This window comes from Mesorhizobium sp. M0207 (genome assembly GCF_040321995.1).
Lineage (GTDB): Bacteria > Pseudomonadota > Alphaproteobacteria > Rhizobiales > Rhizobiaceae > Mesorhizobium.
Genome location: NZ_JAMYSQ010000016.1, coordinates 66,707 through 89,872, shown reverse-complemented (window position 1 = coordinate 89,872; position 23,166 = coordinate 66,707). Strand labels below are relative to the sequence as shown.

The following is a 23,166-nucleotide window of genomic DNA, read 5'->3' as shown; positions in this document are numbered from 1 at the left end:
GGAGCCGATCGGAGTTCCTCCCGGCACGCCTTCCGAAATTCCTTCGGAACCGACCTTTCCCGGGCCGACCGACTGAAGGGGCGGTCGGGTGGAGGATGGCAGGGGTGATTTCGGCGAAGCGCTCGAAACGGGTCTTGCCATGGAACGTTTTGCGCTGGCGCTCATTCACCCTTCCATCATGGAAACCGGCGGCGGGCCCTGCAACCAAGGGAGGTTAAAATGAAAGTTGGCAACTGCATGACAAAGGACGTCGAGATCGCCAGTCCGCAGCAAACCCTGCGCGATGCGGCAGAAATGATGGGTCGCCTCGACGCCGGCGCAATGCCGGTGGGCGAGAACGATCGGCTTGTCGGCATGGTAACCGATCGCGACATCGCAATCCGCGGCGTCGCCCAAGGCAAGACACCTGACGCCAAGGTACGGGAAGTGATGAGCACCGAGGTCAGGTATTGCTTCGAAGACGAAGACGCGGAGGATGTTCTGCGTAACATGGCTGACCTGAAAGTGCGCCGCTTGCCGGTGCTGAATCGCGACAAGCGCCTGGTCGGCATCGTTTCGCTGGGCGACCTCGCCACCAACAGCGAGACGGCAACAGCAGGTGAAGCGCTGAGCGGCATCTCGCAACCCGGCGGCGAGCATTCGCAAACGATACACTGACGGCGCACCATCGGCCGGCCTTTGCTACGACCGAACCGCCGGCTGGATAGACGCCGGCCTGCCGGCGAAACTGTTCAGAGGCGAACTGGACTGCAACCCGAGGAGCAAGCCATGATTACGATGAAGGCCGTCCGTATCCACGATTTTGGTGGACCGGAGGTTCTTTCGCTGGACGCGGTTCCGTTGCCTCAGCCGCATGACGACGAGGTCACGCTCAAGGTCTACGCGGCAAGCGTCAATCCCGTCGACTACAAGGTTCGCGAGGGCTCTTCGGGCGCGGATCTGCCCGTCACGCTCGGCCGCGACGTATCCGGCGTGGTGGAACTGTGCGGCACGCGGGCTCATACGCTGAAGAAGGGCGATCCGCTATATGCCATGCTCGGCAACGACCGCGGCGGCAACGCCGAATATGTCGTCGTCAAGGCAACGGAGGCGGCGGCGAAGCCGCAACGCTTAAGCCACGCCGAAGCCGCCGCCGTGCCACTTGCCGGCCTTACCGCGTGGCAAGGCCTTTTCGATCACGGCGGCCTCAAATCCGGGCAGCGGGTCCTTATCCATGGCGGCGCCGGCGGCGTCGGTCATCTGGCGGTGCAGTTCGCAAAGGCCGCGGGCGCGTTTGTCGCGACGACTGTGTCCGCGCAGGATTTCGATTTCGTCCGCGCGCTTGGCGCCGACCAGGCGGTCGATTACAAGAACCAGCGCTTCGAGGAGCTTGTCGAGGACGTCGACCTCGTCTTCGACCTGGTAGCGGGTGAAACACAGGACCGCTCGTGGGACGTGCTCAAGCCCGGCGGGACGCTCGTCTCAACGCTTTCCGAACCGTCGGCGGAGAAGGCCCGCCTGCATCGGGCTCGCGGCGTTTCCTATTTGACCAAGCCGAACGCGGCGCAGCTTGCCGAGATCAGCCGCCTCATCGACGCCGGGAAGGTCAGGCCATTCGTGCAGGCAATCTATCCTCTTGAGGAAGTCGCCAGGGCCGAGGAACAGCTCGAGAAGCAGCACACGCGCGGCAAGATTGTGCTTCAGGTAGCTGCCTGAGCACTCGCCGAACAACAGGCCGCGGGCCAGTTTGCGGAGTGCTCGGACACAGGCCGTTTTCTGCTGTCCAGAAGCCCGGCGGCCGAGAGTTTGACACAGGACGGCCCGCCGGGCCTGGCCGGCTTAGGCAGGTGCCGGCTAAAGCAGCATGCGCCGGGTTTGCCGGGATGCGCAAATCAAACAAATCAAGGAGATGCAACGGATCGTGAGGCACGTCGCGACGACACCGTCGCACGGCCGCCGTCAGCTAACTGCGAAGTGAAGCACACAGCGTTTACCGACAGGCGAGCCAGGTTCCTACCGGCCGCAAGCCGCAAAAACCGCTTCAAACTGTCGGAAACCGGCGATAGGTTCGAACCATGTCTCAACCCGCCAATATCTCGCGCGAAACGGCAGTCTCGCCGTGGCGCCACAACTGGTCAGGAGCGTATGATGGCAGACGAATGCAGGCACGCCGGGGACATTCGCGACGTGACACCGAGCGCGCTCGGCTGCGAGGAATGCCTGAAGAGCGGTTCGCAGTGGGTGCATCTGCGGCTCTGCCGCACATGCGGCCATGTCGGCTGCTGCGACGACTCGCCCAACCGTCATGCCACCAAGCATTTTCGGGCAACCGGCCATCCTGTCATCGAAGGCTACGATCCGCCGGAAGGTTGGGGATGGTGCTACATCGACGAAATCTTCCTCGACCTCGGCGACCGCACCACGCCGCAAAACGGTCCGATACCGCGCTTCATTTGAGCTTTTTGCGAGCGGGCCGTTTCCGTGAAACGATGAACCGTTCTAAAGCATGTCGCGCAAAAGTGTGCAGCGGTTTTGCGATAACGACATGTATAAAACAAGAATCTAAAGCGCGTTGCATGAGGCCGATCGAACGCGACGCGCTTTAGTCCAAGGCTGCTTCGGCTTGAGCGGGCGCATCGCGTCCCTCTGGTGGTGCCGATGACCGCTCGCGCATATGCCTGACCGTCTGGAGGACACGATCGGCAAGAGATGCAAGCGCGCCCTGTGCCGTGCGCGTCCCGATGACGGATTCCAGCGTAACCGCCTGCGTTGAGAATTTGTGTTTGAACGACTCTGCGCCACAGAGGAAATCGACCATGCTCAAGCCGTGATCGATCGACCACTGCACGTAATCCATCAACAGGATCACACCCGGCGACGCCCGGCCGAAATCCGGATCGAACGTCGTCACGAAGGCCATCATCATGTCATGCTGGACGAAGTTGATCGACACCGCGACCATCACGCCATTGCATTCGAGGACGAAGATATGCAGCACGCCGGCGCGCGCCAACGCATCGACGAGCGCGGCGAGTACCGGCACGCCCTCTTCGAACAGGTCTGATTCACGCATGCGCTCGGTCAGCCATTTCCGCTTCAAGGCCGCGAGGCGCTCCAGTACCGGTTGCAGCGGCTCGTCGGGGGCAAGCAGGCGAAATCTCACCTCTCCGGTTTCTTCCAGCGCCTTGATGCCGCGCCGATAGTTCTGGCGCGTCTTTTTCGACTGGCCCGCCAACCATGCCGCTCCGCTTTCCCATTGTCCGGCAACGCGATAGCTGACTTCCGTTCGGTGAAACGGACGAAGCCTGATGCCGCCGGAAGCTCCCGGCGTGAAAATTTTGCGGGCCGCCGCATCCGGCGAGAGACGACTGATCAAGGCAAGGTCGAAGCCGCCGGCATCGCAGAGTTGGGTCCATAGCTCCTGCAGCGCCGATAACGAGCATTCCGGAGCAACGAGAATATCCCCATAGTCGGTATAGCTGCCGGCCGCCCATTCGAGAAACCGCAGCCCCCTGCGCCTGCCGATCGCCAGCGGAACGACAGCAACGAGTCTCTCGCCCTTCCAGACCAGGCCGATCCGCAACGCGCGCTGGTCACGGCGTTGTACGGTACTCCACCATGCCGAAATCCAGGCATGGCTTTGAAAGATCAGCCCGTCGGTACGATGCCAAAGCTCCATCCAAGCGGCTTCGATCGCAGCCAGGCGATCCGCCGAACGGACGATTTCCAGGCGCTCCGCGCTTAGGACGTCGATGGAAACAGCGGTGTTCATGAAGGAGAACTGTCCTGTGGCTGCGCGACCACATTGGGCCGTCTGTGAAACAGTCGCATGACATGCCTTGCCATCTTCTTGAGCGGCAGGATGTAGAGCCCAAAGAGCGACTGGTAATCGCGCACATCGCGATCGACCAGGCCAAATTTCAGGTCTTCATCCGGCTCCGGGACAAATTGCGTTCCGAACAGACGATCCCAGAACGAAAAAAGCAGGCCGAAATTCTTGTCATAATGACGCGGGTCGATGCTGTGATGCACCTGGTGCCAGTGCGGACACAGGATGATGTTGTTCAACGGGCCGAACGATATCTTGAGATGCGTATGGCGAACAAAGTCCATCATCAGGATGTTGCGGATGACGTAGACGTTGATGCCGAAGATAGCGACCTCTACCGGATCGAGTGCGATCAGGCTCCAGACACCGAAGCAGATGCCCGGGATGACGCCATCCCACATACGGTTCATCAGATCGTCCAGCGGATGAACCCGGTCCTTGGTGATCCCCACCATCACCTCGGCCGAATGATGTACCTTGTGCAATTCCCACAGGAACGGGAAACGGTGCTGGGCGACGTGGTAGAGGTAGTATGAAATATCATAGGCGACCAGCATGGTTGCGGTGAAGATGACGATCGTCACCGGTCCCGCCGGGCCGCCGAGAAGCGGCGCGTGGATGTTAAGGAGCCAGCCAATTGCCTCGCGTGTGCCATAGCCCACCGCGACGACGAAGGTGACGCCGGCAGGAATAAGCAGGAAAGGCATCATCGCCCGTTTCGTGATCCAGAACAGGGCGTCGGCTCGCGCCGACGGGTGCAGGATGACTTCCTGTGGGAAGGCGAAGTCGAAAAAGTCCCTGAGGGACTTATGTTCGGCAGTTCGCCAGTAGGCGATCACCGCGCTGCCCAGTGCGGTGAGGAGAAGCAGGCCGAGCGTGGTCAGATTGACGTTCGAAAGCTTTTCCACAATCGCTCTGGCAAATTCGGAAAACATTGATGCAGCGGCTCCTGGTCGTAAGAAGGCAGTCTGGGGGTCGTAAGAAGGCGATCTGGCGAATAGCAAAGCACAAAATTCCCGCCAAACTCGCTACGCCGCCTGCAACCAGTGGCTGTTGCGGGGCGCAGCGGGCAAAGCAGGCTGGATGGTGCGAGACTAGCAGATCAACGGTAACGAAACCGCTAAATGTCCAAACGTAATTAATGTCGAATACGGCTGGAACTCACGCGGCAACTCTACGTTGGCACCGGTTTTTGCTGTCGCGGCGGGTGAATTGGGGCAAGATGGATATCGATCCCGGCTTCGCCCACTTCACCGTGCCAGGCGAGGCGTTCGGCTTGCTGCCTGCTGCCAAAACGCAGTGAAACCCAACCGCCTTGGCCCGGCATGTCACCGCCGGCGCCGATATCGAGAGCAGCATCAGGAAAGCGGATGGCCAACAGTACCTCGTCGCCGCGCAATACCGCGACCGTATCTTCGTGCCGGTCGGCATGGAGGCCGGGGGCCAGTTGGAAGACGATCTCGGACTGGCGCCTGCCGCCGAGCAGTTGGTCGGTGATGAGGATGCCATCGGCCTGGCGCGCCAAAGTGCGCTGATGCACGACGCCGAAGCGGCTTCTATAGCCGTCATGCCGGGCGCTCAGCCTCCAGTGCGGTCCCGGTTCGCTCTCCACCAGCGATGCGACTGCCTTGTGCGACCAGTTGAAATTTCCAGCGATGGTGCTTTGGCTCTTGCCCTCGATGTTCAGCGTGTTGTGCGCCGGTGTGGAGCGGAACCAGTCGCGCCATGCGCCTCCCGAACCGTAGAGCCAGGTGCCGGGATCGACCAGCACCGGCTCATCGTCGATGCACAGGGTGAGCGACAGCGCGTCGGCATGGCCGTGCGCCGCTATCGAGAGATAGCCGAGCGGTCCATGGTCGAACGTCAGTTCGACATTGCGGCCATTCATTGCTCCGCGCCAGACGGAGAGCCCGCCTTGCGTGAATGTCTGCAAGCCATGCACCGCGGGCGCCGGGCCTGACGGCGCACCAAAGAAAAGCGAACGAAAATCGTCAGGCTCCGGCGCGTTGCCCGGCGTCCCCAGTAAGCCGTGGATGGCGGCCGCGACGGATCGGATATAGTTCGGCTCGTCGCCCAGCTTCAGCACATGGCCCTCATCGTCGTCGCCGAAGCGGGCGGCTTTCTGTGGCAGCCAGCCGACGAAATTGGCGAAGGCGCCCAGACGCGCTTCGACGGCCGAGGGAAACGGCGTTCCCGCCTGGCGCGCCGCGGCGGCGCACAGCAAGATGAGTTCGGCGCTGAAGGCTGCATAGGTCGGCGTTTGCTCGGCACCGGCGCCGTCGGCAAGAATCTGCTTGTGCGTCTCATTTAAGAGGGCGCTGCGGGCAATTTCGGATTCGGCCCCGAGCGCCAGGCCAACCAGATATTCGCCAGCCAACTCTGCGACGAGATGGTTGTTGGCGGAGGAATATCGCGACGGAAACCGCGGCAGCCAATAGGCGCTTGCCGCGAGTATCTCACCGGCTTTCCGCAGCGTCGCCGGGTCAAGCCGGTCACCGATAAGGTCCAGGGTGACGATCAGGCTGATGGCTCGCAGCGCTACTTCGATGCCGGAAGCCCAGCCAATGCCTCGGTACGGCGGATTGGCGGAATGCCAACTGCCGATTGCCGCCTCAATGGCACTCCGGGATCGATTGTCCTCGCTGAGGAGCAGGTGTGCAGCCAGTACTGGCAATTGCTGCAGCCGGTTGATCTCCCAGACATATTTTATATCGCCAAGGTCGCCGCCATCGCGAAAATCGATATCGAAAGTATGAGCCTCGGCGCCAGGCCAAAGCCTGCCGGTTACCGGATCAAGACGCCAAAGCTCAGCAGGAAACAAACGATCGGGCTCACGCTTTGGCCATGTCCGCCCGAGTGCCGAAAACCGGCCATGAAGCATCTCTTGCGCGGCCGCCGCTATGGCCTGCCGTTGAGCGTCGGTCGCTGCCAGCGCAGCATGGCGAAATCCGGGCAGCACTGGGTGCAACTGCGGCGATGGATAGCGCTCCCACCCATCATCGCGGCGGCGCGACGCGATCCTTCGACGTTGCTCGCCCAGCCGGTGCAACACCTCGGCCGGTCCCATGCTGCGCAATCGGTTGATGTACCAGCCGATTCTCATGCACGCCCCGTCAACGTTTCGGTCCTTGTATACCATGCCGTCGAAAAGCTGCGGGCCGGCAATCTTCTTTCCCGTTCGTTGCGGTTAATATCTCCCGCGAGCATGCGGAGGGAGCGATGCGAAAAGCGGTGTATTTTGTTGCCTGGGTGCTCGCCTTGCTTGTGGCGGCCGAGGCAGAGCCCATCCCTCTCAAGCGCGGCGTTGGCGTGCATCAGTGGCTCAACTGGTCGCCGGTGGCGAAAGACGGAACCTACGTTTGGCCGCCCTATCGCAGCGAAAAGGAGTGGCTTGCGGAAAGCAGGCCGCTCACCGACTGGCCGGCCGGGGAGGTGTTTGCCCACATCCGATCGATGGGCTTCGACTTCGTCCGGCTGAGCGTCGATCCCGGCCCGCTGCTTGCCAGCGGGGACGCCAGGCGGCAGCAGGCGCTGGACATACTTGCCGCCGCCGTCGAGCGGATCACGTCGACCGGCCTCAAGGTGGTTTTCGACCTGCATGGCGTCACTCAGGTTCCCGACTACAGCATGGAGATGATCTATGGCGGCGCCGACAGCGAGGGCGTTGCCCGCTATCGTCAAATGGTTGTGGCGGTCGCCGCCATGCTGGTCAAGATAGGCACCGACAAAGTCGCCCTCGAACCTTACAACGAGCCCGCATACTACCCTTGCGATGCGAGCGGCAGCGATCACTGGCAGCGGATCATGGCAGGGACCGTCCACGAAATTCGAGCGGTCAGCAGCGAACTTACCATCGTTGCAACCGGCGCCTGCGGCGGCAGCATTGCCGGATTGGTCAACCTCAGCCCCGGCTTTGATGACCCAAACCTCTATTACAGCTTCCATATGTATGAGCCGCACAGCTTCACCCACCAGCGGCCCGATGACACGATCAGCTTTGCTTCGGGACTTCCCTGGCCGGCCGACAGCAGTACACCCGAAGTGGTGACCGAAACCCTTAGAGCGCGGATGGACGCTGCCGGCTTGAGCAGGGTCGAGCAGGTCATGAACATGGCCACCGCGCGCCAAGCAATCGCGAACTATTTCGAGCAGAACTGGGGCCAGAGCCAACTGGAGGCGAGCTTTCGCCAGGCTGTCGACTGGGCTGATGGCCATGGCATTCCCAGCCGGCGGCTCTTCATGGGCGAATTCGGCGCTATTCTCATGTCCGCGGACGGCCGCATGGGCGCCTTTGAGGCCGACCGTTCGCGCTATCTCAAGGCAGTGCGCCGAGAGGCCGAACGCTTCGCGATCCCATGGTCTGCCTGGGAGTTCTCCAATCCCTATGGGATGAGCCTCATCCCGCCCGATGGTCCCCCGGTTCCCGACCCGGAGATGCTGCAGGCATTGGGCCTGCCATAGGTGCCACCACACGCCCTCACTAGCGAACAACCGGTGGCAATCCCTGACCCGCCAGGCTCGATCGAGGAACGGCCCGCGGCAGCTTTCTCCCGGTTGGGTTGTATTGGCACGAAGTGTTTAACACATTTGTTGTACTGAGTGGGGAATGCGCGCGCCTAGGGGGGAACAATGTGTGGAATTGCCGGATGGATCGGGCGAAGGGCTAAAAATCCACAAGAGCGGGCCGCCAAAATGTCAAACGCATTGCGGCATCGCGGTCCCGATGCCGAAGGCACCGAGATATTGGACCTGAATACCGGCGAGCAACAATTGGCATTGGTTCATCGCCGCCTGGCGATCATTGACCTAGCGCCCGAGTCGAATCAGCCGATGCAGATTGAGGACGGTCGTCTCAAAATAATTTTCAACGGCGAGATATATAACTACATCGAGCTGCGCCAGGAACTGATCGGCCTTGGCCATCATTTTCGAACGCGCTCCGATACCGAGGTGCTGCTCCGAGCCTACGATCAGTGGCGCTTGTCAATGTTCGACCGGCTGAGCGGCATGTTCGCCTTTGCACTCTGGGATGCTCAGAGGCAGGAATTGATCCTCGCCCGGGATCCCTTCGGGGAAAAGCCGCTTTACCTCATGCAAAGCGAAAAATTGCTGCTATTTGCCTCGGAGATCAACGCATTGTTGTCATCGCAGCAAGATGCTCAGGAACTCGATCTGGATGCCGTGCACGAGTATCTGAACTGGCGTTATGTGCCGGGACCGCGCACGCTCTTCAAACAGATCCGCAAACTCAATCCCGGAAGCTATGCTGTCTGGTCGCAAGGGGTAGTCAAGGAAACGCGCTACTATACGCCTCCGGACCAGGCGGCCGTTACCGAGCGGATCGACGGAAAAACCGCCAAGCGGCGATTTCTGGAATTGCTCGACCATTCCGTCGAGATCAGGATGCGCAGCGATGCACCTTTTGGGGCCTTTCTCTCCGGAGGGCTCGACTCCTCGGCTATCGTCGCGCTGATGGCCAGGCACAGCGCCACGCCCATTCGCACGTTTTCCGTCGGGTTCGACAACGCAGCCTATAGCGAATTTGCATTCGCCCGACGCGTTGCCGATCATTTCAAGACCGATCATTGCGAACTTGTAATCCAGCCAGGCGATCTGATGGATCATCTGCCGACGATGGTTCGCCAACGCGGGGCACCTGTTTCGCAAAGCAGCGATATTCCAATTTACCTGATGTCGGAGCGAGCCTCGCAAGACGTCAAGATGGTGCTCACCGGAGAAGGAGCCGACGAGATTCTCGGCGGCTATCCCAAGCATCGCGCGGAATCACTGGCCGGGATCTACCAGTCGCTTGTTCCAGCCTCGCTGCACGATAACGTCCTTTCCCCTTTGGTACGCGCCATGCCGGGCGCGTCGGCCAAGGTCGATACATTTGCCCGCACCGCGGGCGAAAGGGACTTTGCCGCCCGGATGGTCTCCTGGTTTGGAGCCGTTTCGGCGCAGCAGAGCGCTTGCCTGATCGGCGCGTCCGCAAATCGCCGTTATGAGCGCAACGACTTTCCGTTCTCGTCAAGCGCTGCGGCTTCCCATCTTCGCCGCGTGCTGTTTTTCGATCAGACATCGTGGCTGCCTGACAATCTCCTGGAACGAGGCGACCACATGATGATGGCCGGTTCAATCGAAGGAAGAATGCCGTTCCTGGATCGAGACCTGGTTTCATTCGTCAGCAAATTGCCCGATCGCTACAGGCTGGGTTGGTTGCACAGCAAGCAGATCCTGCGCGACAGCATGGCCAATATCCTCCCGGAGGAAATTCTCAGCCGCCGCAAGGTCGGGTTCAAGGTACCGGTCGCCGAATGGTTTCGCGGATCGATGAGGAACTACCTGCATGACCATCTTTGCTCGCCTCACTCTGTCATTCGCAGCTATCTGAGTCCTAAACAGCTAGATCAAATCGTCTCGGAACACACCACGCGTGCTGCAGACCACGAAAAGCTGATATGGGCGCTGTTGAATTTGGAGATATTCCACCGCGAATTCAGGCTCGACGCGCCGCCGCGATCGTCGGCCTCAGCGCTTGACCGTTTGACGGCTTGACGCGGCCGACCGCCAGACATCGCAGATTGCGCCGACAAACGGGGCGAGCTCAAGCCGTTCCCGATGCACTGCCATGGCACCGGCACCAAGCTTTGCCCGCAGTGCCGGGTTCTCCGCGAGGCGGCTCAGCGCCTCGGTCAACGCTGTAACATCGCCTGGCGGCACCAGCAGCCCGGATTGCCCGTCGGTGATTATGTCTTCGACGGCGCCAACCGGGGTCGCCACCACCGCCAAACCGGCTGCCATGCCTTCGATCACCGACATCGGCAGATTTTCGGCGAAGGATGGAAGAACCAGAATATCGGCCGAAGAAATCAGCGATGCGACATCGTCCGGTCCCACCCAACCCGGAAAGGCGATCCGGTCTGCAATCCCCAGCGCGGCCGATTTTGCCCGTGCCGCCTCGACTTCGCCATCGCCGGCAATCGTGGCGCGCCAATTCTTGACAGGGCTCATGCGGTGCAGCGCGTCTAACAATTGCGGTACGCCCTTGCGGTCGCCGATGCGGCCCAGGAACAGGATATGCACATGGTCGCCGCCGCCGACATGCGCCAGCGACGGGACTTCGGTCGCATTGGGCACGATCACGATATTGCCGGCTGCGCCCGGCGCCCGGCTGGCGACGAAATCGCGCCAAAGCCTGCCCAAAACGATCACCCGATCGGCATGCTCGAACAGAGCTTTGATACGGCGGCTAATGAAACCGCGGTCGGCTTTCCAGAATGTCTGATACTGCGCCCCGTGCAAATGCAGGACATAGGGTATCGACAGCAGCCGTGCGCAGGCGGCGATCACCATCTTGCGGTAGGTGCTGCCGGAAACTGAGATGTTGATATGAATGACATCGGCGCGTCCAGCCAGACGCGCTTTAAGCATCCGTAAGCAAAAACCGAGCATATAGAAGATCGAAAGTCCGACATGCCCCGGGCCACGACTGGCAAGGAAGCACACATCGATGTCGGCGATTTCTTGCCGTTCGAACTCCTGCTTCAGCGCGCCCATGATGCGGTCGATGCCGCCCTGCCCCGAAACGCCCGAGGGCGTCGCGACCAGGACATGTATTTTTCGATCGGATATGAGGCGCTGCAACATGATGGTACTCTAAATAACACAGACCGGGTAACTGCAAAGCAAACGTTCCCGATAAGTTTTACGGCAAATCTTTTAGTTCAAACTGAATCTGTTCACCCTTCGGCGTCATCGGGCTGGATTTTCCGCCAGTCGGCGGCTAGTCGAAGGTGAGTTTTCCAGGGACACGCCCTTGCTGCTCCGTTCCACGCTCATTTATGCTCCGGCGATCCTGCTGACGCGAATTTCGGCGCTGCTCCTGCTGGTCGTCGTGACGCGTTTGATCGACCAGACCGAGTATGGCCTGCTCACCCTGGTGGTGACCGTCGGGGAAATGACCGACATTGCCGTCACCAACTGGCTGCGCATCGCCTTGCTCAGGCTTGGCGGCAAGGGCGAAGTCAGCCGCGGCAGCCTGATGCTGGCCGGGCAGGTGTTGCTTGCCACCACAGCACTGGCGCTGGTCATATCGGTAGGCGCGTCGGCGGTGATCGTGCCTGAACGCTGGATCGAGTTCGCGATCGCAGTCTGCGGCTATCTGGTCGCCGGGTCCATCAGCCGCTTCGCGTTGACGGTGCTGCAGATGCAGCAGCGCCATTCGGTCTATTCGATGCTAGAAGCCCTGCGTGCCCTGCTGCAACTCGCGTTACCGATCGGCGCTATCCTTGTCTTTCAGGACAGCTTTCTGACGGTGTCGCTCGGCTCGAGCCTCGGCGCCTTGATTGCCGGCATCGTGGCGGGCATCATGGCATCGCGACGGCTCGTTGCCGGTCCGCCGCGTTTCACCCACAGGGACTTCTTTGCGCTCGGTGTGCCGCTGATCATCATGGCGCTGGTTGGCTTCGGGCTCAACAGCGCGGAGCGTCTGTTCCTCAAGTTCTATTACGATGCCAGCGCCGTGGCGATCTTCGCGGCAGCCTATGCGCTGGCCCGCCAGCCGATCGATATGGTCGCCAACGCTATCAACATGGGCGCCTTTCCCGAGGTGGTTAGCCGGTTCGACGAGGATGGGCCCGCGGCATCGGGTCGGTTGCTGTCGCAGTTAATGGCCTTGATGATGCGGCTTTGCCTGCCGATTGCAGCGATGCTGGTCGCGCTCAGCAGCGATATCACCGAGCTCATGCTGCCCTCGCAATATCACGGCCGCTTCGGCCTGCTGTTTCCGATCATTGCCTTCAGCGTGCTGTGCGCCAACCTCACCAGCTTCGTCTATGGCGTCGTGGTGCACGCGCACAAGCGGCCGTGGCTGCTGATCATCGCCAATCTCTTCGGCTCGGTGGCAACAATCGCATTGTCCCTGCTGTTGATCCCCCCGATGGCGGAGATCGGCGCCGCTTTGGCGCTGGCGGGGGGCTCCGTGGTGGGCTCCATAACCTGCATCATCATCAGCGAGCGGCTCACACCGGTGCCGGTGCCGTGGCGCGACATCGGTGTTTCGGTAATCATCTCGCTCAGCACGGGGGTGGCCGCCAAGCTTGCCAGCATGGTGGCCGGCGACGTGCCGGCGATCTTCTCGCTTGTCGCCGGCGGCACCACCGGCGCCGCGGTTTTCTTCGGGCTGACCTCGTTGTTCCACCCCGTGGCAGCGACGCAATTCGTCGCCCAGCTGCGAGCGCGGCTACGGATCGCGTAAAGCGAAGTCCAGGGGCAACGCCTGTTTTGTGGGGGGAACGCGAAACTATAAACCGGCGTTTCGGCGCCAGCGACGCTCCCAGAACTCCCGGCACAGCAGTCCCGCATAGGCAGTGTTGGTGTCGTAGTAGCGGCGCCACAAGCGTCGCGGCTCCTGGACGACGCGGAACAGCCACTCCAGGCCGGCCGCTTGTATCAGCTTCGGCGCACGGGCAACCTTGCCCCCATAGACGTCGAAACTGCCGCCTACGCCCATCACGAAGCTTGAGGCGAGTTCATCGCGGTAGCGTTTGAGAAAGCGTTCCTTGCGCGGTGTCGGCATGGCCACCAGCAGGCAGTCGGCGCCCGAGGCGTTGATCGCCGCGACGATCCCGGCCTCGTCCTCCGGCTTGAAATAGCCGTTGCGCATTCCCGCTATGACGAGGCTCGGATGGTCCTTGGCAAGTCTCACTACAACCGCGTCGAGAACGTGCTGTTCGGCCCCCAGCAGATACGGCCTGAATCCACGCTTCGCGCAGAGGCTCAGCAGATTGATCATGATGTCGACGCCCGCCACCCGCTCGGGCAGCGCGACGCCGCACAGACGTGCACCCCAAAGCACGCCGATGCCGTCGACATTGACCACGTCCGCCCCGGCCACGTCCTCGCGCAGCTCGGCATTCTGGCGCATGGTCACCAGCTTGGCGACGTTCACGACCACATGATGCAGCGGCCGCCCCAGGGTCATCGCCTCGTCGGCGATGGCCAGTGTCTCGGCCATGGTCAGCGCATGGATCGGTGCACCAAGGAACTCCCGGCGCCGTGATGCCAACAGGGAATGCTGCGCCCATGCCGGGGCGTGCGCGTTCATGCGGCCTGCTCCCTTGCAAGCGTCACTTGTGCGACCTCTGGTTTCTTGCCTTCGATGCGGGCGTCGGGCTTGCGTGCCTTGCGCCACGTCCACAGACCCCTCGTATCGACGAGCTTCTTGTCCTTGAGCGCTTCGGGGTCGACCAGATTGAACTGCCGATGGTCGACCAGGAGGACGACGATATCGGACTTGTCGATGGCCGAAAGTGCGTCGGTGAACACGATGCCCCTGCCCTCGAGCTCATGCGGCAGCGCATTTGTGTTGGGTTCAGCCGCAATGATCTTCACATTGGGGTTATCGGACAGAAGCTTCACCACCTCGACGGCCGGGCTCTCGCGCAGATCGTCGATATTGGCTTTGAAGCTGAGGCCAAGACAGGCGATCGTTTGCTTGCGGGAGGGGTCGAGCAAGGCCTCGATATCCCTGACCACCGACATCGGCCGCTCGGAATTGATCCGGCGTGCCGAAGCCATCAGCCGCGTGCTGTTGGGTGCGGCGTCGATGATAAAATATGGATCGACCGCAATGCAGTGACCGCCGACGCCCGGGCTCGGCTGGAGGATGTTCACGCGAGGGTGCCGATTGGCGAGATCGATCACTTCCCAGACATTGAGCGACAGGTCCTGGCACACTGCAGCAAGCTCGTTGGCGAAGGCGATGTTGACGTCGCGGAACGCGTTCTCGGTCAGTTTCACCAGCTCAGCACTTTCGGCCGTCGTCATGAACAGGTCGCCGGTGACGAAGGTTGAATAGAGTGCCGCGGTCCGCTCCGACGATTTGCGGGACAATCCCCCGATCGAGCGATCGTTGTTGATCAGCTCGGTCAGCACCTTTCCCGGCAGCACACGCTCGGGCGAATAGGCGACCAGCACATCGGCGTCTTCGCCATGCTGGACAGGAAATTTGAGATCAGGCCGCAACTCGGCAAGCAGCCCGGTCATGATACGCGTGGTTCCAACCGGCGATGTCGATTCCAATACCACAAGGTCTCCGCGCTTCAGCACGGGGGCGATGCTTCGTGCCGCCGCGAGCACGTAGGTTACGTCCGGCTTATGATCGTGGGTCATCGGGGTCGGCACGGCGATGATATAGGCGTCCGCCGGCTGCGGCGTGCTGTAGGCCATGAGCTTGCCGTTCGCCACGACCTTCTGGATCAGACCGTCAAGGTCCGGCTCGACGATGTGGATTTCGCCGCGATTGACCTTCTCGACCACCGCTCCGTTGACATCGACGCCAATGACGTTGAGCCCGCGGCTGGCGAAAATGGCGCAGGTCGGCAGGCCGATATATCCCATGCCGATTACGGAAACGGTTTTGATTTCAGCCATGATGCAGCAGTTCCTCAACAATCCGGTTACTAGCCCGGCCATCGCCATATGGGTTGTGTCGTTCCGCCATGCCGCGATAGGCAGCCTGATCGTCGAGCAGGCGATTGGCGTTGAACAGGATTTTTTCGACATCGGTGCCGACAAGGCGGGCGGTGCCGGCCACGATCCCCTCGGGTCGCTCGGTATTTTCGCGCATCACCAGCACCGGCTTGCCGAGCGAAGGCGCTTCTTCCTGCACGCCGCCGCTATCGGTAAGCACCAGATAGCTCTGCTTCTGCAGGTACAGGAACGGCAGATAGTCCTGCGGCTCGACCAGATGGATGTTCGGCACGCCTTCCAGCTCTGCGTTGACCACCGAGCGCACATTGGGGTTTGGATGGACAGGGTAGACGATCTGCACGTCTCCCCGCGCCGCCAATCCCTTCAACGCCGTACAGATGCGCTGAATGCCGCCGTCAAAATTCTCGCGGCGATGTCCGGTGACGAGGATCATCTTCTTGGAAGGGTCGAGGAAGGGGAAGCTGGCAGCGAGCTTCGCGTTCATCAGCCTGTCGGCATCGATCGCGCTTGAAAAATGCAACAGCGTGTCGATCACCGTGTTGCCGGTCACGAAAATGGTGCTTTCGGCCTTTCCTTCGGCGATGAGATTGTCGCGCGCTTGAACGGTCGGCGCAAAATGCCAGGTGGCGATGTCGCCGGCAATCTTGCGGTTCAGTTCTTCAGGAAACGGCGAGTTGATGTTGTGGCTGCGCAATCCTGCTTCGACATGAGCGACGGGGATACGCTTGTAGAAGGCAGCAAGAGCCGCGGCCATTGCCGTGGTGGTGTCGCCCTGTACCATGACGATATCGGGCTTCGCCTTGTCCAACACCTCGGCCATGCCCAGGAGCACGCGCGAGGTCACATCGAACAGCGACTGGCCGGGTTGCATGATGTTGAGATCGTGGTGCACAGGCAAGCCGGTCAGCTCGACAACCTGGTCGACCATTTCACGATGCTGGGCGGTTATGCATATTTCGGTGATGAAGCCTGGATGAGCGAGGGCGGCACGCGCCACTGGAAAGCATTTGAGTGCCTCCGGCCTAGTGCCGAACACGATCAGCAGTTTCTGCCTGGATGGCAGTTTTGGACGTGAAAGGACGTTCATCGCTGATCCTGGTCGCCTGCAGCCTTCGGGACATGCCGACTATTGCCCGCAAGAGTCATAATAGCGCCGGAAAGCGCCTTCGTGATCTCAATTCTTAATATATGATTAACAACCAAGGCCGCGTTCTCCCGGTTTAACTCTTGTGAAAGGTTGGGCTGACAAGTAGTCTATGGCAGTAGTCTTGAAAAAGAATATATTGGATTGACTAATATTTTAATCATCGGCCACGCCGACACATCCCGGCGCTGGGAAAATGAGCTTCTGGCGCGGTTGAGTGCGGCTGGACATGCGGTTTCGAGTTGCCGCGCGCCGACGCCTGAACCCAATGCGCGCACGATGGATAATGTGCTGGCGCTCGAGGGCCGGCGCTTCGGCCCCTCACTGGCAAGCCGTTCCCGGCCGTTGCCGTCCGGCGACACCGGCCCAGTCGATCTTATAGTCGATCTCACGGCTACCGCCGCACGACGCGGCACGCCTGTCCTGACGCTCGAATTTTGCGGCCAAAGCAGCTTTACCGCAGGCATGACCGAGATGCTGGCGAGCGGGCGGCTGCCCGAACTCACCGCGCGCCTCGACGGCGTTGCCGTCGCCAGGGCGCGGCCGATGATCAGCGACCGGTTGTGGCTGTCCCGAACCAGCAACGACCTGCTCGCCGGCGCCATCTCCCTGATTGCCCAATGTGTCGCCCGCTTTTCCGCGGGCAAACTTGCGCCGATTGCCGAGAGCCCGGCGCCGCCCCTGCAGAAAGGCGGATTTATCGGGCACTATCTGCCCTTTTTCGGCAGGGGGTTAGTCGACCGCGCCGTGCAAAAACTGCGACGTGGTCGGCGTCCCTTCTATTGGCAGGTTGCTTATCGGCTGATCGACGGTCCAGGCGTCGCCGAAACCGGACTGCTGGATGGTAAGCCCTTCACCGTGCTTGCCGATGACGGGCAGCGCTTCTACGCCGATCCGTTCGTTCTCGAGCGCGACGGCCGTCATTTTCTGTTTGTCGAGGAGTTTCCCTACTCCACCGGCCGCGGGGTGATTTCCGTCGCTGAACTTGGCACCGACGGCAATTTCGGCGTACCGAAAGTGGTGCTGGACGAAGCGCATCATCTGTCATATCCGCAGGTGTTCGCTCACTCCGGCGAGATTTTCATGATCCCTGAAAGCGCTACGGCGCGCGAAGTGGTGCTCTACCGTGCCGTGCAGTTTCCGGATCGCTGGGTACGCGATACGGTGCTGATGACGGACAGGGATTTCAACGACGCCACGCTGCTCGAATCCGACGGCCGTTTCTGGCTGTTGGGGACGGAGCGGTTCGGTTACGGCAGCGCGTCCGACACGATGGCGGTCTATTCCGCCCCTGCGCTGCGTGGGCCTTGGGTCGCGCATGCGCTCAATCCCATCGCCGTCGATCACTCGGCCACTCGGCCGGGCGGCGCTTTCATCCGCCAGGGCGACGCTTTGCTGCTGCCGGTGCAAAACGGGTCTAGAGCCTATGGCGGCGGCCTGGGATTGATGCGGCTGGATCGGCTTGATGATTTCGACGTCCGTTTTGAACTGCCCCGCCCAATCGATCCCGGGCCGGCATGGGCTCGGTCCGGCATTCACACGCTCAATCGCGCGGGCGGTGTCGAGGTCGTGGACAGCGCCGGCTGACCGGACCCGAGGTCCGTGCTTAACGAGATCCAGCCGGGTTTGGGCTGGATGCAGCGGCCGAAGGCATGCTCTCGAGCGAGCCTCCATGGGGCTGCTTCCTGTAGGCAAGCAGCAACACCACGATGATCGTCATGTCCGGCGTTTTTGACGAAAGCGCGTTGTTTGACAGCGCGGCAAGCAAGAACGTTATGGTGCCGATCCATGCCGGCAGCGGCGCCCCGCGCAGCAGCCGGAAGACGAACCAGAATATCAGCGCTGTAAACAGCAGGGCTATGGGCAGGCCGAAGAGCAAGATAATTACCACCGGCGCGCTTTCGATGTAGGGCAGATGCAGCTTCTGCCGGACGATCGCCAGCAGGTCGTCAACGTTCATGCCGAACAGGATGTCGTTCCAGCTGACCAGTCCGAACACCTGATAAATGGTCACCCGGGCCATGAAGTTTTCGTCGAAGATGGTGTTGCTGAACCGATTCAGCAGACCGCCCGCAAACAGCATCGCAACAAGCACCGCGCCGCCTGTCACGGTGAACATCAGCACGACAAATTTGGCCTGCCGCTCATATTTGAGCGACAGGCCCGGCCAAGGCACGAACAGCAGCAGAATGAGGATTTCGCCGGTGGCGAGCATCAGCGCGGCGCGAGCGCCCGATGCAGCGCAACCGATGAACAACAGGAAGATCGCCATCACCCGCGCCCATATGCGCCAGTGCGTCAGCGGCACGAATCCGATGGTTGTGGCGCAGAGCGCGCCCAGTGCCAGCGGATGGGCCGACAGGCCAGTTGGCCTGAATTGCAGTTCGTTCAACCCATAGGGCAACAGCCGATGTTGAGTCACCGCCTCGATGGTGCCGATGACAGCGCTCAGGATCGCCATCCCGAGCACGACGTCCCCCAGCGCCCGCCGCACCTCTGCATTCAATGCCAGCATCAACAGGCCTGTGGCGCCGGCCACCAGATAGGTATCGATGATGAACCCGGAGGAGCCCGCACGGCCGGTAACGAACAGATAGGGCACCAGCGCGAACATCAGCACCGAATAGCGGATCAACGCCTTGAATATTCCAATTTCGTCGCCGTGCAGCAGAAACGGCCGGCTGAAAAGAACGATAGGAAGCAGCAGGATGATCGCATAGGTGCCGAAATGCAGCTTCTCGTAGAACGAGCCTCCCTGGGCCGTATAGTCGACGACCATGTTCATCACCTGCGGTGATACCGTAAAGCGAAGCAGGAGCGCGAACGCCGCGCATAGGAAAAACAGCAGCGACAGCGCGTTCTGACGGCGCGCTCGGCTGGACGATAATCGTTCCGAAGCGGCAGCGGGATAGCTCATGGCCCATCCAAATGGCGATATTCGAACGGCATTCTGGGCAACGAAATCCCTTCAACGTCCGCCGGACGGACAGCGTGAGCGGTAAAATGGGCCAACTTGGAAAATAAGATGTTAACGATGTTTCTGTAGAGCAGGCCAAGCGTAATGATTTAACAAGGGTTGTCACCATGTCTGCCGGTTCCGGCACACCCCCTATCTCCGCGACGGCTTCCAATAACAGTGCATTCGAGCGTATCGCCAATGCACGGCGCAGGGCATTGCTGCAACAGCATGGCCCAGTCGCGGCGTTAAGCTCCGCGCCGGTGACGCCGCAACCTCCAGAGCCTGTCGCGACGGTGACCCTGGACAAGATCGGCGATTTCCTCGAGCTCGATTTTCGACGCCTGTTCGTCTGGTTGCGGGCCGGCCTCGCCCTGGCCTTCATGCTGGCGGTAATCGGCGGCATTGTCGGCGGCGCCTATGCATTGCTGAGCAAGCAGCGTTACACCGTCACGACCGAGGTCCTCATCAACCCATCCAATTTGCAGGTTGTGGAAAACGACCTCTACTCGCAACCGGGCCAGGTCGATAGCCAGCTGCTCAGCACGCGCAGCAAGCAGCGCATCCTGACCTCGGGCAACGTGCTTTCCCGTGTGGTGGACGAACTGAATCTGACTCACGATCCGGAGTTTTTCGATCCGGACCGGAGCACATCCTCGTCCGGCGCTGTGGCGAAGCCCGACCCGAGGCTCATCGCCTTGAAGAACCTGGCGGACCGGGTAGACGCCATCGCGGATCCGACCTCATTTGTCACAACCCTCTCGGTATCTGCGGAAACCACCGCCAAGGCGATCCTGATCTCGCAGGCCATAGTCAAAAACTTCCAGGAAGAACTGGCTAAGGCCGAAGCTGCCGGCGCCAGCCGTGCCGCGGCTGCCCTTGACAGCCGGCTTGGCCAACTCAAGAGCGACGTGCAGGCAGCCGAAGAGAAGGTCGAGAGCTACAGGCGCAGCCACAACCTGTCGTCCAGCAATGGCCAGCTCGTCAGTTCGCAGACGCTGACGCAGCTCAATGGCGAAATCGTCGATGCGCAATCGCGTGTCATCGCCGCGCAGGCAAGCTACGACGCCCTGGTTGCCTCCGGTATCAACGGGGCCAATCCCGACCCCACGGTTTCGGAAGCGCTCGCTGCGCTGCGCGACAGGTCAAACAGCCTGCGGCAGCAGATCGACTCACAGTCGATGACCTTCGGTCCGCGCCACCCGACGATTGTCAGGCTCAGGACGGAACTCGAGACCGTCAACTCGCAACTCCGGGCCGAGTTCTCCCGCACCGTCGGCACGGCAAAGGCCAGCCTGGACAAGGCCCGGGCCTCGTTGGCTTCTCTCAACGCCCGGATGAACGATCTGAAGGGCAATGTATTCACCGACAGCGAATCCGAGGTCGCCCTGCGTGAACTTGAACGCGATGCCGCGTCCAAGAGAGCGGTCTATGAGAGCTTCCTGTCACGTGCGCGCCAAATCAGCGAGCGCGAGCAGATCGACACCACAAACGTACAGGTGATTTCGACCGCGGTGCCCCCGCCCGCGCGCTCATGGCCCCCGCGCACTGCCCTGGTGGCAGGCGCCGGAGCGTTCGCAGGCTTTGCCCTGGGGATGCTGCTGGCCATCGGCATGGGCATCATCCGCGACATGCGCCGGCCGCCGACCCGATCAGGCGTTGCCGCCAGCCGAGCCTGAAGCAAGGCATGGTGAAGCGCATCGTTTTCCACATCGCCAGCCTGAGGGGCGGGGGCGCCGAACGTGTTTTCGTCCTGATGGCAAATGAACTGGCATCGCGTGGCCACGAGGTCACGCTTTTTACCTGGAACGCGGAAGGCCCTAACGCCGCGCTGCGTTCCGCTGCCGTGCATCTGGTCGACTTCGGCCTTCCCTTGCGCGGCGAGGGTTACGCCAAGTCGGCGACGCTGAAAGGCATCGTGCGAAGCGCAAATTTGTTCCGCCGCCTTGATCCTGATGCGGTCTATAGCGCCCCGGAATTCGCCAATCTGGTGATGGCGCTGTCACTCATGTTGGCCAGAAGCCGGGCAAAATTCTTTCCAAGCTTCCATGCCGCGGCCTCGCTGCCTGCCAGCGGCCTCGGCGCCAGGCTGGCGATCTGGCTTTCCGCGCTGGTTGCAGCGCGCGCAACCAAAGCCATCGCCGTTTCGGCGGGTGTCGGCCGTGACATCATCGCCCGAGGCTTCCCCGAATCGAAGGTTGTCGTCATCAACAACCCGCTGCCGCCGGCTGTAGCACCGCAGAGGAATTCCTATGCCTGGCAGGCAGCGTTGGCGGCGATGGGCAATGGCCCGGTCATCGCCACCGCGGGACGCCTGGTGCCGGTCAAGGACCACCGGACTTTGCTGCGGGCCTTCGCTGCCCTGCGCGCCGGCCGCCCTGCCCGGCTTGTCATCTTCGGCGAAGGTCCGCTGGCTGCCAAATTGCACGCCTGTGCCGAGCAGATCGGCATTGGCCAGGACGTACTCTTTGCCGGCTACGTCAACGATCCCGCAGCCTGTTACGCCGCAGCCGATCTGTTCGTCCTTACATCCACGAGCGAAGGCTTTGGCAACGTCTTGGTCGAGGCCATGGCCGCCGGTGTCCCCGTAATCTCCACCGATGCTCCGCACGGCCCGCGCGAAATACTCGGTGACGGCCGCTTCGGCACCTTGGTGCCGGTCGGTGACGCCGCGGCCCTGGCGAAGGCGATGGCCGAGACGCTGGACCACCCCACCCCTGCTGCCGTGCTGAAAAACAGGGCGGTGGATTTCACAGTCGACAAGATTGGCAATCAATACGAAGCGTTGCTCTAGTCGTTACGCACTGGCAGCAAATCGGCGTTGGATGCGGTCGACGTAGTCGGGCTTTGATTGCGATAATCTCTTCACGGGCTGGGGCGCAACGAATTCATCGTGAGACGTTTCCTCGTTCCTTGAGTTGTTGGGCGAGGAAATCCTTGACCGAATCGAGAACCGCGTCCCGTTCATGAGATATGCCTGGCAGCAAATCGAAGCGCACGCGCACACCCGCCTCCTCGAACGATCGACACAATGCCATGAGGCGTTCCGGCCGTGTTCGCCCGGCATCGTTGGCGCCTGGCATCCAATGGGTGCTGCCTTGGACATGAGTGATTTCCCAAGTCTCCAGGTCAGCGCCGCCGACGATCATCTGGAAAGGCACTTTTGCCAGCGCTGCGGCATCGAAGGTGATGCCGAACTTCTCCGGCAGATCGCGAATGCCCACCCACCAGTCATGCGTCGGATCGAGCAAGGTCACCGAGCCTGGCGCGCCGATTGAGGCCGCCCAGAGCCTGTCGGGATGCAGGATAGCAAAACGATGCGTGAAATGTCCGCCGCCGGAAAATCCGAACATGGCAAAGCGGCTCCAATCCTGACTGTATTTGGCGCTGACCTCCTCAACCATGGCGAGCAGCACCTGATCGTAGCGTATGTTGCCCTCGAGCAAATATTTGTACCCGCTGCGGGCATCATCCCCGAGAACGCCGATTGGAAACAGCGGACACAAAACGGCGCAGCCGTTCCAGCGTCCGAACTCGGAAAACGCGTCGCGGAATCCAAGAAAAGAGGTGCGGCCGGTGCCATGGACAGCGACCATCAGATCGACTTTGGCCCCTTCCCCAACCGCGGGAGGCACATACAGGCAATAGTGAAAGCGCGGGTCTGATTTGGAAGCAAAGATGGCGGTCGCGCCAAGGTCATAGGCAGCGCGACCGCGATCCGCGACAGGTCCCCTGGCAACGCTTGTCAAATCGATAACTCCTTAA

Annotated in this window: 18 protein-coding genes; 9 read left to right on the top strand and 9 right to left on the bottom strand. The window is 61.3% G+C overall.

Annotated features, from left to right (window positions below; genetic code table 11):
* The first annotated feature begins 219 nt into the window (after nucleotides 1-219).
* From NKJ15_RS20960 to NKJ15_RS20950, 3 genes are all read left to right on the top strand, one after another.
* The gene (locus NKJ15_RS20960; protein ID WP_352472517.1) at nucleotides 220-657 is read left to right on the top strand and encodes a CBS domain-containing protein; all 438 of its coding nucleotides are present in this window, start codon (nucleotides 220-222) and stop codon (nucleotides 655-657) included.
* A gap of 111 nt (nucleotides 658-768) precedes the next feature.
* On the top strand, nucleotides 769-1,695 hold the full coding sequence (locus NKJ15_RS20955; RefSeq protein WP_352449638.1) for an NADP-dependent oxidoreductase: 927 nt from the start codon (nucleotides 769-771) through the stop codon (nucleotides 1,693-1,695).
* 429 nt (nucleotides 1,696-2,124) lie between these two features.
* The gene (locus NKJ15_RS20950; protein WP_036238601.1) at nucleotides 2,125-2,436 is read left to right on the top strand and encodes a UBP-type zinc finger domain-containing protein; all 312 of its coding nucleotides are present in this window, start codon (nucleotides 2,125-2,127) and stop codon (nucleotides 2,434-2,436) included.
* Nucleotides 2,437-2,581: 145 nt separating this feature from the next.
* On the opposite strand, the gene NKJ15_RS20945 is transcribed toward NKJ15_RS20950, so the two are convergent.
* The 3 genes from NKJ15_RS20945 to NKJ15_RS20935 form a co-directional block, all read right to left on the bottom strand.
* Nucleotides 2,582-3,751 (bottom strand): GNAT family N-acetyltransferase, encoded by a 1,170-nt coding sequence (locus NKJ15_RS20945; RefSeq protein WP_352817254.1) that lies wholly within the window; start codon nucleotides 3,749-3,751, stop codon nucleotides 2,582-2,584.
* Entirely contained in the window at nucleotides 3,748-4,743 is a 996-nt protein-coding gene (locus tag NKJ15_RS20940; RefSeq protein WP_023677167.1) for a sterol desaturase family protein, read from the bottom strand. The genes NKJ15_RS20945 and NKJ15_RS20940 overlap by 4 nt, the downstream gene beginning before the upstream one ends.
* Nucleotides 4,744-4,982: 239 nt before the next feature.
* Nucleotides 4,983-6,911 carry a heparinase II/III family protein gene (locus NKJ15_RS20935; protein ID WP_352817252.1) on the bottom strand — a complete coding sequence of 643 codons (1,929 nt, stop codon included), beginning with the start codon at nucleotides 6,909-6,911 and terminating at the stop codon, nucleotides 4,983-4,985.
* A gap of 116 nt (nucleotides 6,912-7,027) precedes the next feature.
* On the opposite strand from NKJ15_RS20935, the gene NKJ15_RS20930 reads away from it, so the two are divergent.
* On the top strand, nucleotides 7,028-8,269 hold the full coding sequence (locus tag NKJ15_RS20930) for a glycoside hydrolase family 5 protein (RefSeq protein WP_352817249.1): 1,242 nt from the start codon (nucleotides 7,028-7,030) through the stop codon (nucleotides 8,267-8,269).
* A 168-nt stretch (nucleotides 8,270-8,437) separates the two neighbouring features.
* Nucleotides 8,438-10,363 (top strand): asparagine synthase (glutamine-hydrolyzing), encoded by a 1,926-nt coding sequence (gene asnB / locus NKJ15_RS20925; protein ID WP_352817247.1) that lies wholly within the window; start codon nucleotides 8,438-8,440, stop codon nucleotides 10,361-10,363.
* On the opposite strand, the gene NKJ15_RS20920 is transcribed toward asnB, so the two are convergent.
* Nucleotides 10,337-11,455: a glycosyltransferase family 4 protein gene (locus tag NKJ15_RS20920; protein WP_352501357.1), complete on the bottom strand. Its 1,119-nt coding sequence runs from the start codon at nucleotides 11,453-11,455 to the stop codon at nucleotides 10,337-10,339. The genes asnB and NKJ15_RS20920 overlap by 27 nt on opposite strands.
* Nucleotides 11,456-11,624: 169 nt before the next feature.
* On the opposite strand from NKJ15_RS20920, the gene NKJ15_RS20915 reads away from it, so the two are divergent.
* The gene (locus tag NKJ15_RS20915; protein ID WP_352771238.1) at nucleotides 11,625-13,064 is read left to right on the top strand and encodes a lipopolysaccharide biosynthesis protein; all 1,440 of its coding nucleotides are present in this window, start codon (nucleotides 11,625-11,627) and stop codon (nucleotides 13,062-13,064) included.
* Nucleotides 13,065-13,109: 45 nt separating this feature from the next.
* On the opposite strand, the gene NKJ15_RS20910 is transcribed toward NKJ15_RS20915, so the two are convergent.
* From NKJ15_RS20910 to wecB, 3 genes are read right to left on the bottom strand one after another with little or no spacing between them, the layout of a single operon-like run.
* Nucleotides 13,110-13,913: a WecB/TagA/CpsF family glycosyltransferase gene (locus NKJ15_RS20910; protein WP_031211886.1), complete on the bottom strand. Its 804-nt coding sequence runs from the start codon at nucleotides 13,911-13,913 to the stop codon at nucleotides 13,110-13,112.
* On the bottom strand, nucleotides 13,910-15,241 hold the full coding sequence (wecC, locus tag NKJ15_RS20905) for a UDP-N-acetyl-D-mannosamine dehydrogenase (RefSeq protein WP_352569040.1): 1,332 nt from the start codon (nucleotides 15,239-15,241) through the stop codon (nucleotides 13,910-13,912). The genes NKJ15_RS20910 and wecC overlap by 4 nt, the downstream gene beginning before the upstream one ends.
* Complete coding sequence (wecB, locus tag NKJ15_RS20900) at nucleotides 15,234-16,388, bottom strand: non-hydrolyzing UDP-N-acetylglucosamine 2-epimerase (RefSeq protein WP_352541699.1); 1,155 nt, start codon at nucleotides 16,386-16,388, stop codon at nucleotides 15,234-15,236. Before wecB ends, wecC begins: the two co-directional genes overlap by 8 nt.
* Before the next feature lie 201 nt (nucleotides 16,389-16,589).
* Between wecB and NKJ15_RS20895 the strand changes: the two genes are divergently transcribed.
* Complete coding sequence (locus NKJ15_RS20895) at nucleotides 16,590-18,032, top strand: glucosamine inositolphosphorylceramide transferase family protein (RefSeq protein ID WP_352817242.1); 1,443 nt, start codon at nucleotides 16,590-16,592, stop codon at nucleotides 18,030-18,032.
* Between the two features lie 19 nt (nucleotides 18,033-18,051).
* Here the strand turns inward: NKJ15_RS20895 and NKJ15_RS20890 are convergent, their stop codons facing one another.
* Nucleotides 18,052-19,362, bottom strand: a complete 1,311-nt coding sequence (locus NKJ15_RS20890; protein ID WP_352449650.1) for a VpsF family polysaccharide biosynthesis protein — start codon at nucleotides 19,360-19,362, stop codon at nucleotides 18,052-18,054.
* Nucleotides 19,363-19,529: 167 nt separating this feature from the next.
* Between NKJ15_RS20890 and NKJ15_RS20885 the strand changes: the two genes are divergently transcribed.
* Both NKJ15_RS20885 and NKJ15_RS20880 read left to right on the top strand, forming a co-directional pair.
* On the top strand, nucleotides 19,530-21,080 hold the full coding sequence (locus NKJ15_RS20885) for a GumC family protein (RefSeq protein ID WP_352817240.1): 1,551 nt from the start codon (nucleotides 19,530-19,532) through the stop codon (nucleotides 21,078-21,080).
* Between the two features lie 8 nt (nucleotides 21,081-21,088).
* Nucleotides 21,089-22,195, top strand: coding sequence for a glycosyltransferase (locus NKJ15_RS20880; RefSeq protein WP_352817237.1), 1,107 nt, complete (start codon nucleotides 21,089-21,091; stop codon nucleotides 22,193-22,195).
* Between the two features lie 94 nt (nucleotides 22,196-22,289).
* On the opposite strand, the gene NKJ15_RS20875 is transcribed toward NKJ15_RS20880, so the two are convergent.
* Entirely contained in the window at nucleotides 22,290-23,150 is an 861-nt protein-coding gene (locus NKJ15_RS20875) for an alpha/beta hydrolase (RefSeq protein WP_352817234.1), read from the bottom strand.
* Nucleotides 23,151-23,166 lie beyond the last annotated feature (16 nt).

Excerpts from the sequence above, each read along its gene's own strand:
- NKJ15_RS20960 (WP_352472517.1), top strand. The coding sequence starts at position 220 with ATGAAAGTTGGCAACTGCATGACAAAGGACGTCGAGATCGCCAGTCCG.
- NKJ15_RS20955 (WP_352449638.1), top strand. The coding sequence starts at position 769 with ATGATTACGATGAAGGCCGTCCGTATCCACGATTTTGGTGGACCGGAG.
- NKJ15_RS20950 (WP_036238601.1), top strand. The coding sequence starts at position 2,125 with ATGATGGCAGACGAATGCAGGCACGCCGGGGACATTCGCGACGTGACA.
- NKJ15_RS20945 (WP_352817254.1), bottom strand. The coding sequence starts at position 3,751 with ATGAACACCGCTGTTTCCATCGACGTCCTAAGCGCGGAGCGCCTGGAA.
- NKJ15_RS20940 (WP_023677167.1), bottom strand. The coding sequence starts at position 4,743 with ATGTTTTCCGAATTTGCCAGAGCGATTGTGGAAAAGCTTTCGAACGTC.
- NKJ15_RS20935 (WP_352817252.1), bottom strand. The coding sequence starts at position 6,911 with ATGAGAATCGGCTGGTACATCAACCGATTGCGCAGCATGGGACCGGCC.
- NKJ15_RS20930 (WP_352817249.1), top strand. The coding sequence starts at position 7,028 with ATGCGAAAAGCGGTGTATTTTGTTGCCTGGGTGCTCGCCTTGCTTGTG.
- asnB (WP_352817247.1), top strand. The coding sequence starts at position 8,438 with ATGTGTGGAATTGCCGGATGGATCGGGCGAAGGGCTAAAAATCCACAA.
- NKJ15_RS20920 (WP_352501357.1), bottom strand. The coding sequence starts at position 11,455 with ATGTTGCAGCGCCTCATATCCGATCGAAAAATACATGTCCTGGTCGCG.
- NKJ15_RS20910 (WP_031211886.1), bottom strand. The coding sequence starts at position 13,913 with ATGAACGCGCACGCCCCGGCATGGGCGCAGCATTCCCTGTTGGCATCA.
- wecC (WP_352569040.1), bottom strand. The coding sequence starts at position 15,241 with ATGGCTGAAATCAAAACCGTTTCCGTAATCGGCATGGGATATATCGGC.
- wecB (WP_352541699.1), bottom strand. The coding sequence starts at position 16,388 with ATGAACGTCCTTTCACGTCCAAAACTGCCATCCAGGCAGAAACTGCTG.
- NKJ15_RS20890 (WP_352449650.1), bottom strand. The coding sequence starts at position 19,362 with ATGAGCTATCCCGCTGCCGCTTCGGAACGATTATCGTCCAGCCGAGCG.
- NKJ15_RS20885 (WP_352817240.1), top strand. The coding sequence starts at position 19,530 with ATGTCTGCCGGTTCCGGCACACCCCCTATCTCCGCGACGGCTTCCAAT.
- NKJ15_RS20880 (WP_352817237.1), top strand. The coding sequence starts at position 21,089 with ATGGTGAAGCGCATCGTTTTCCACATCGCCAGCCTGAGGGGCGGGGGC.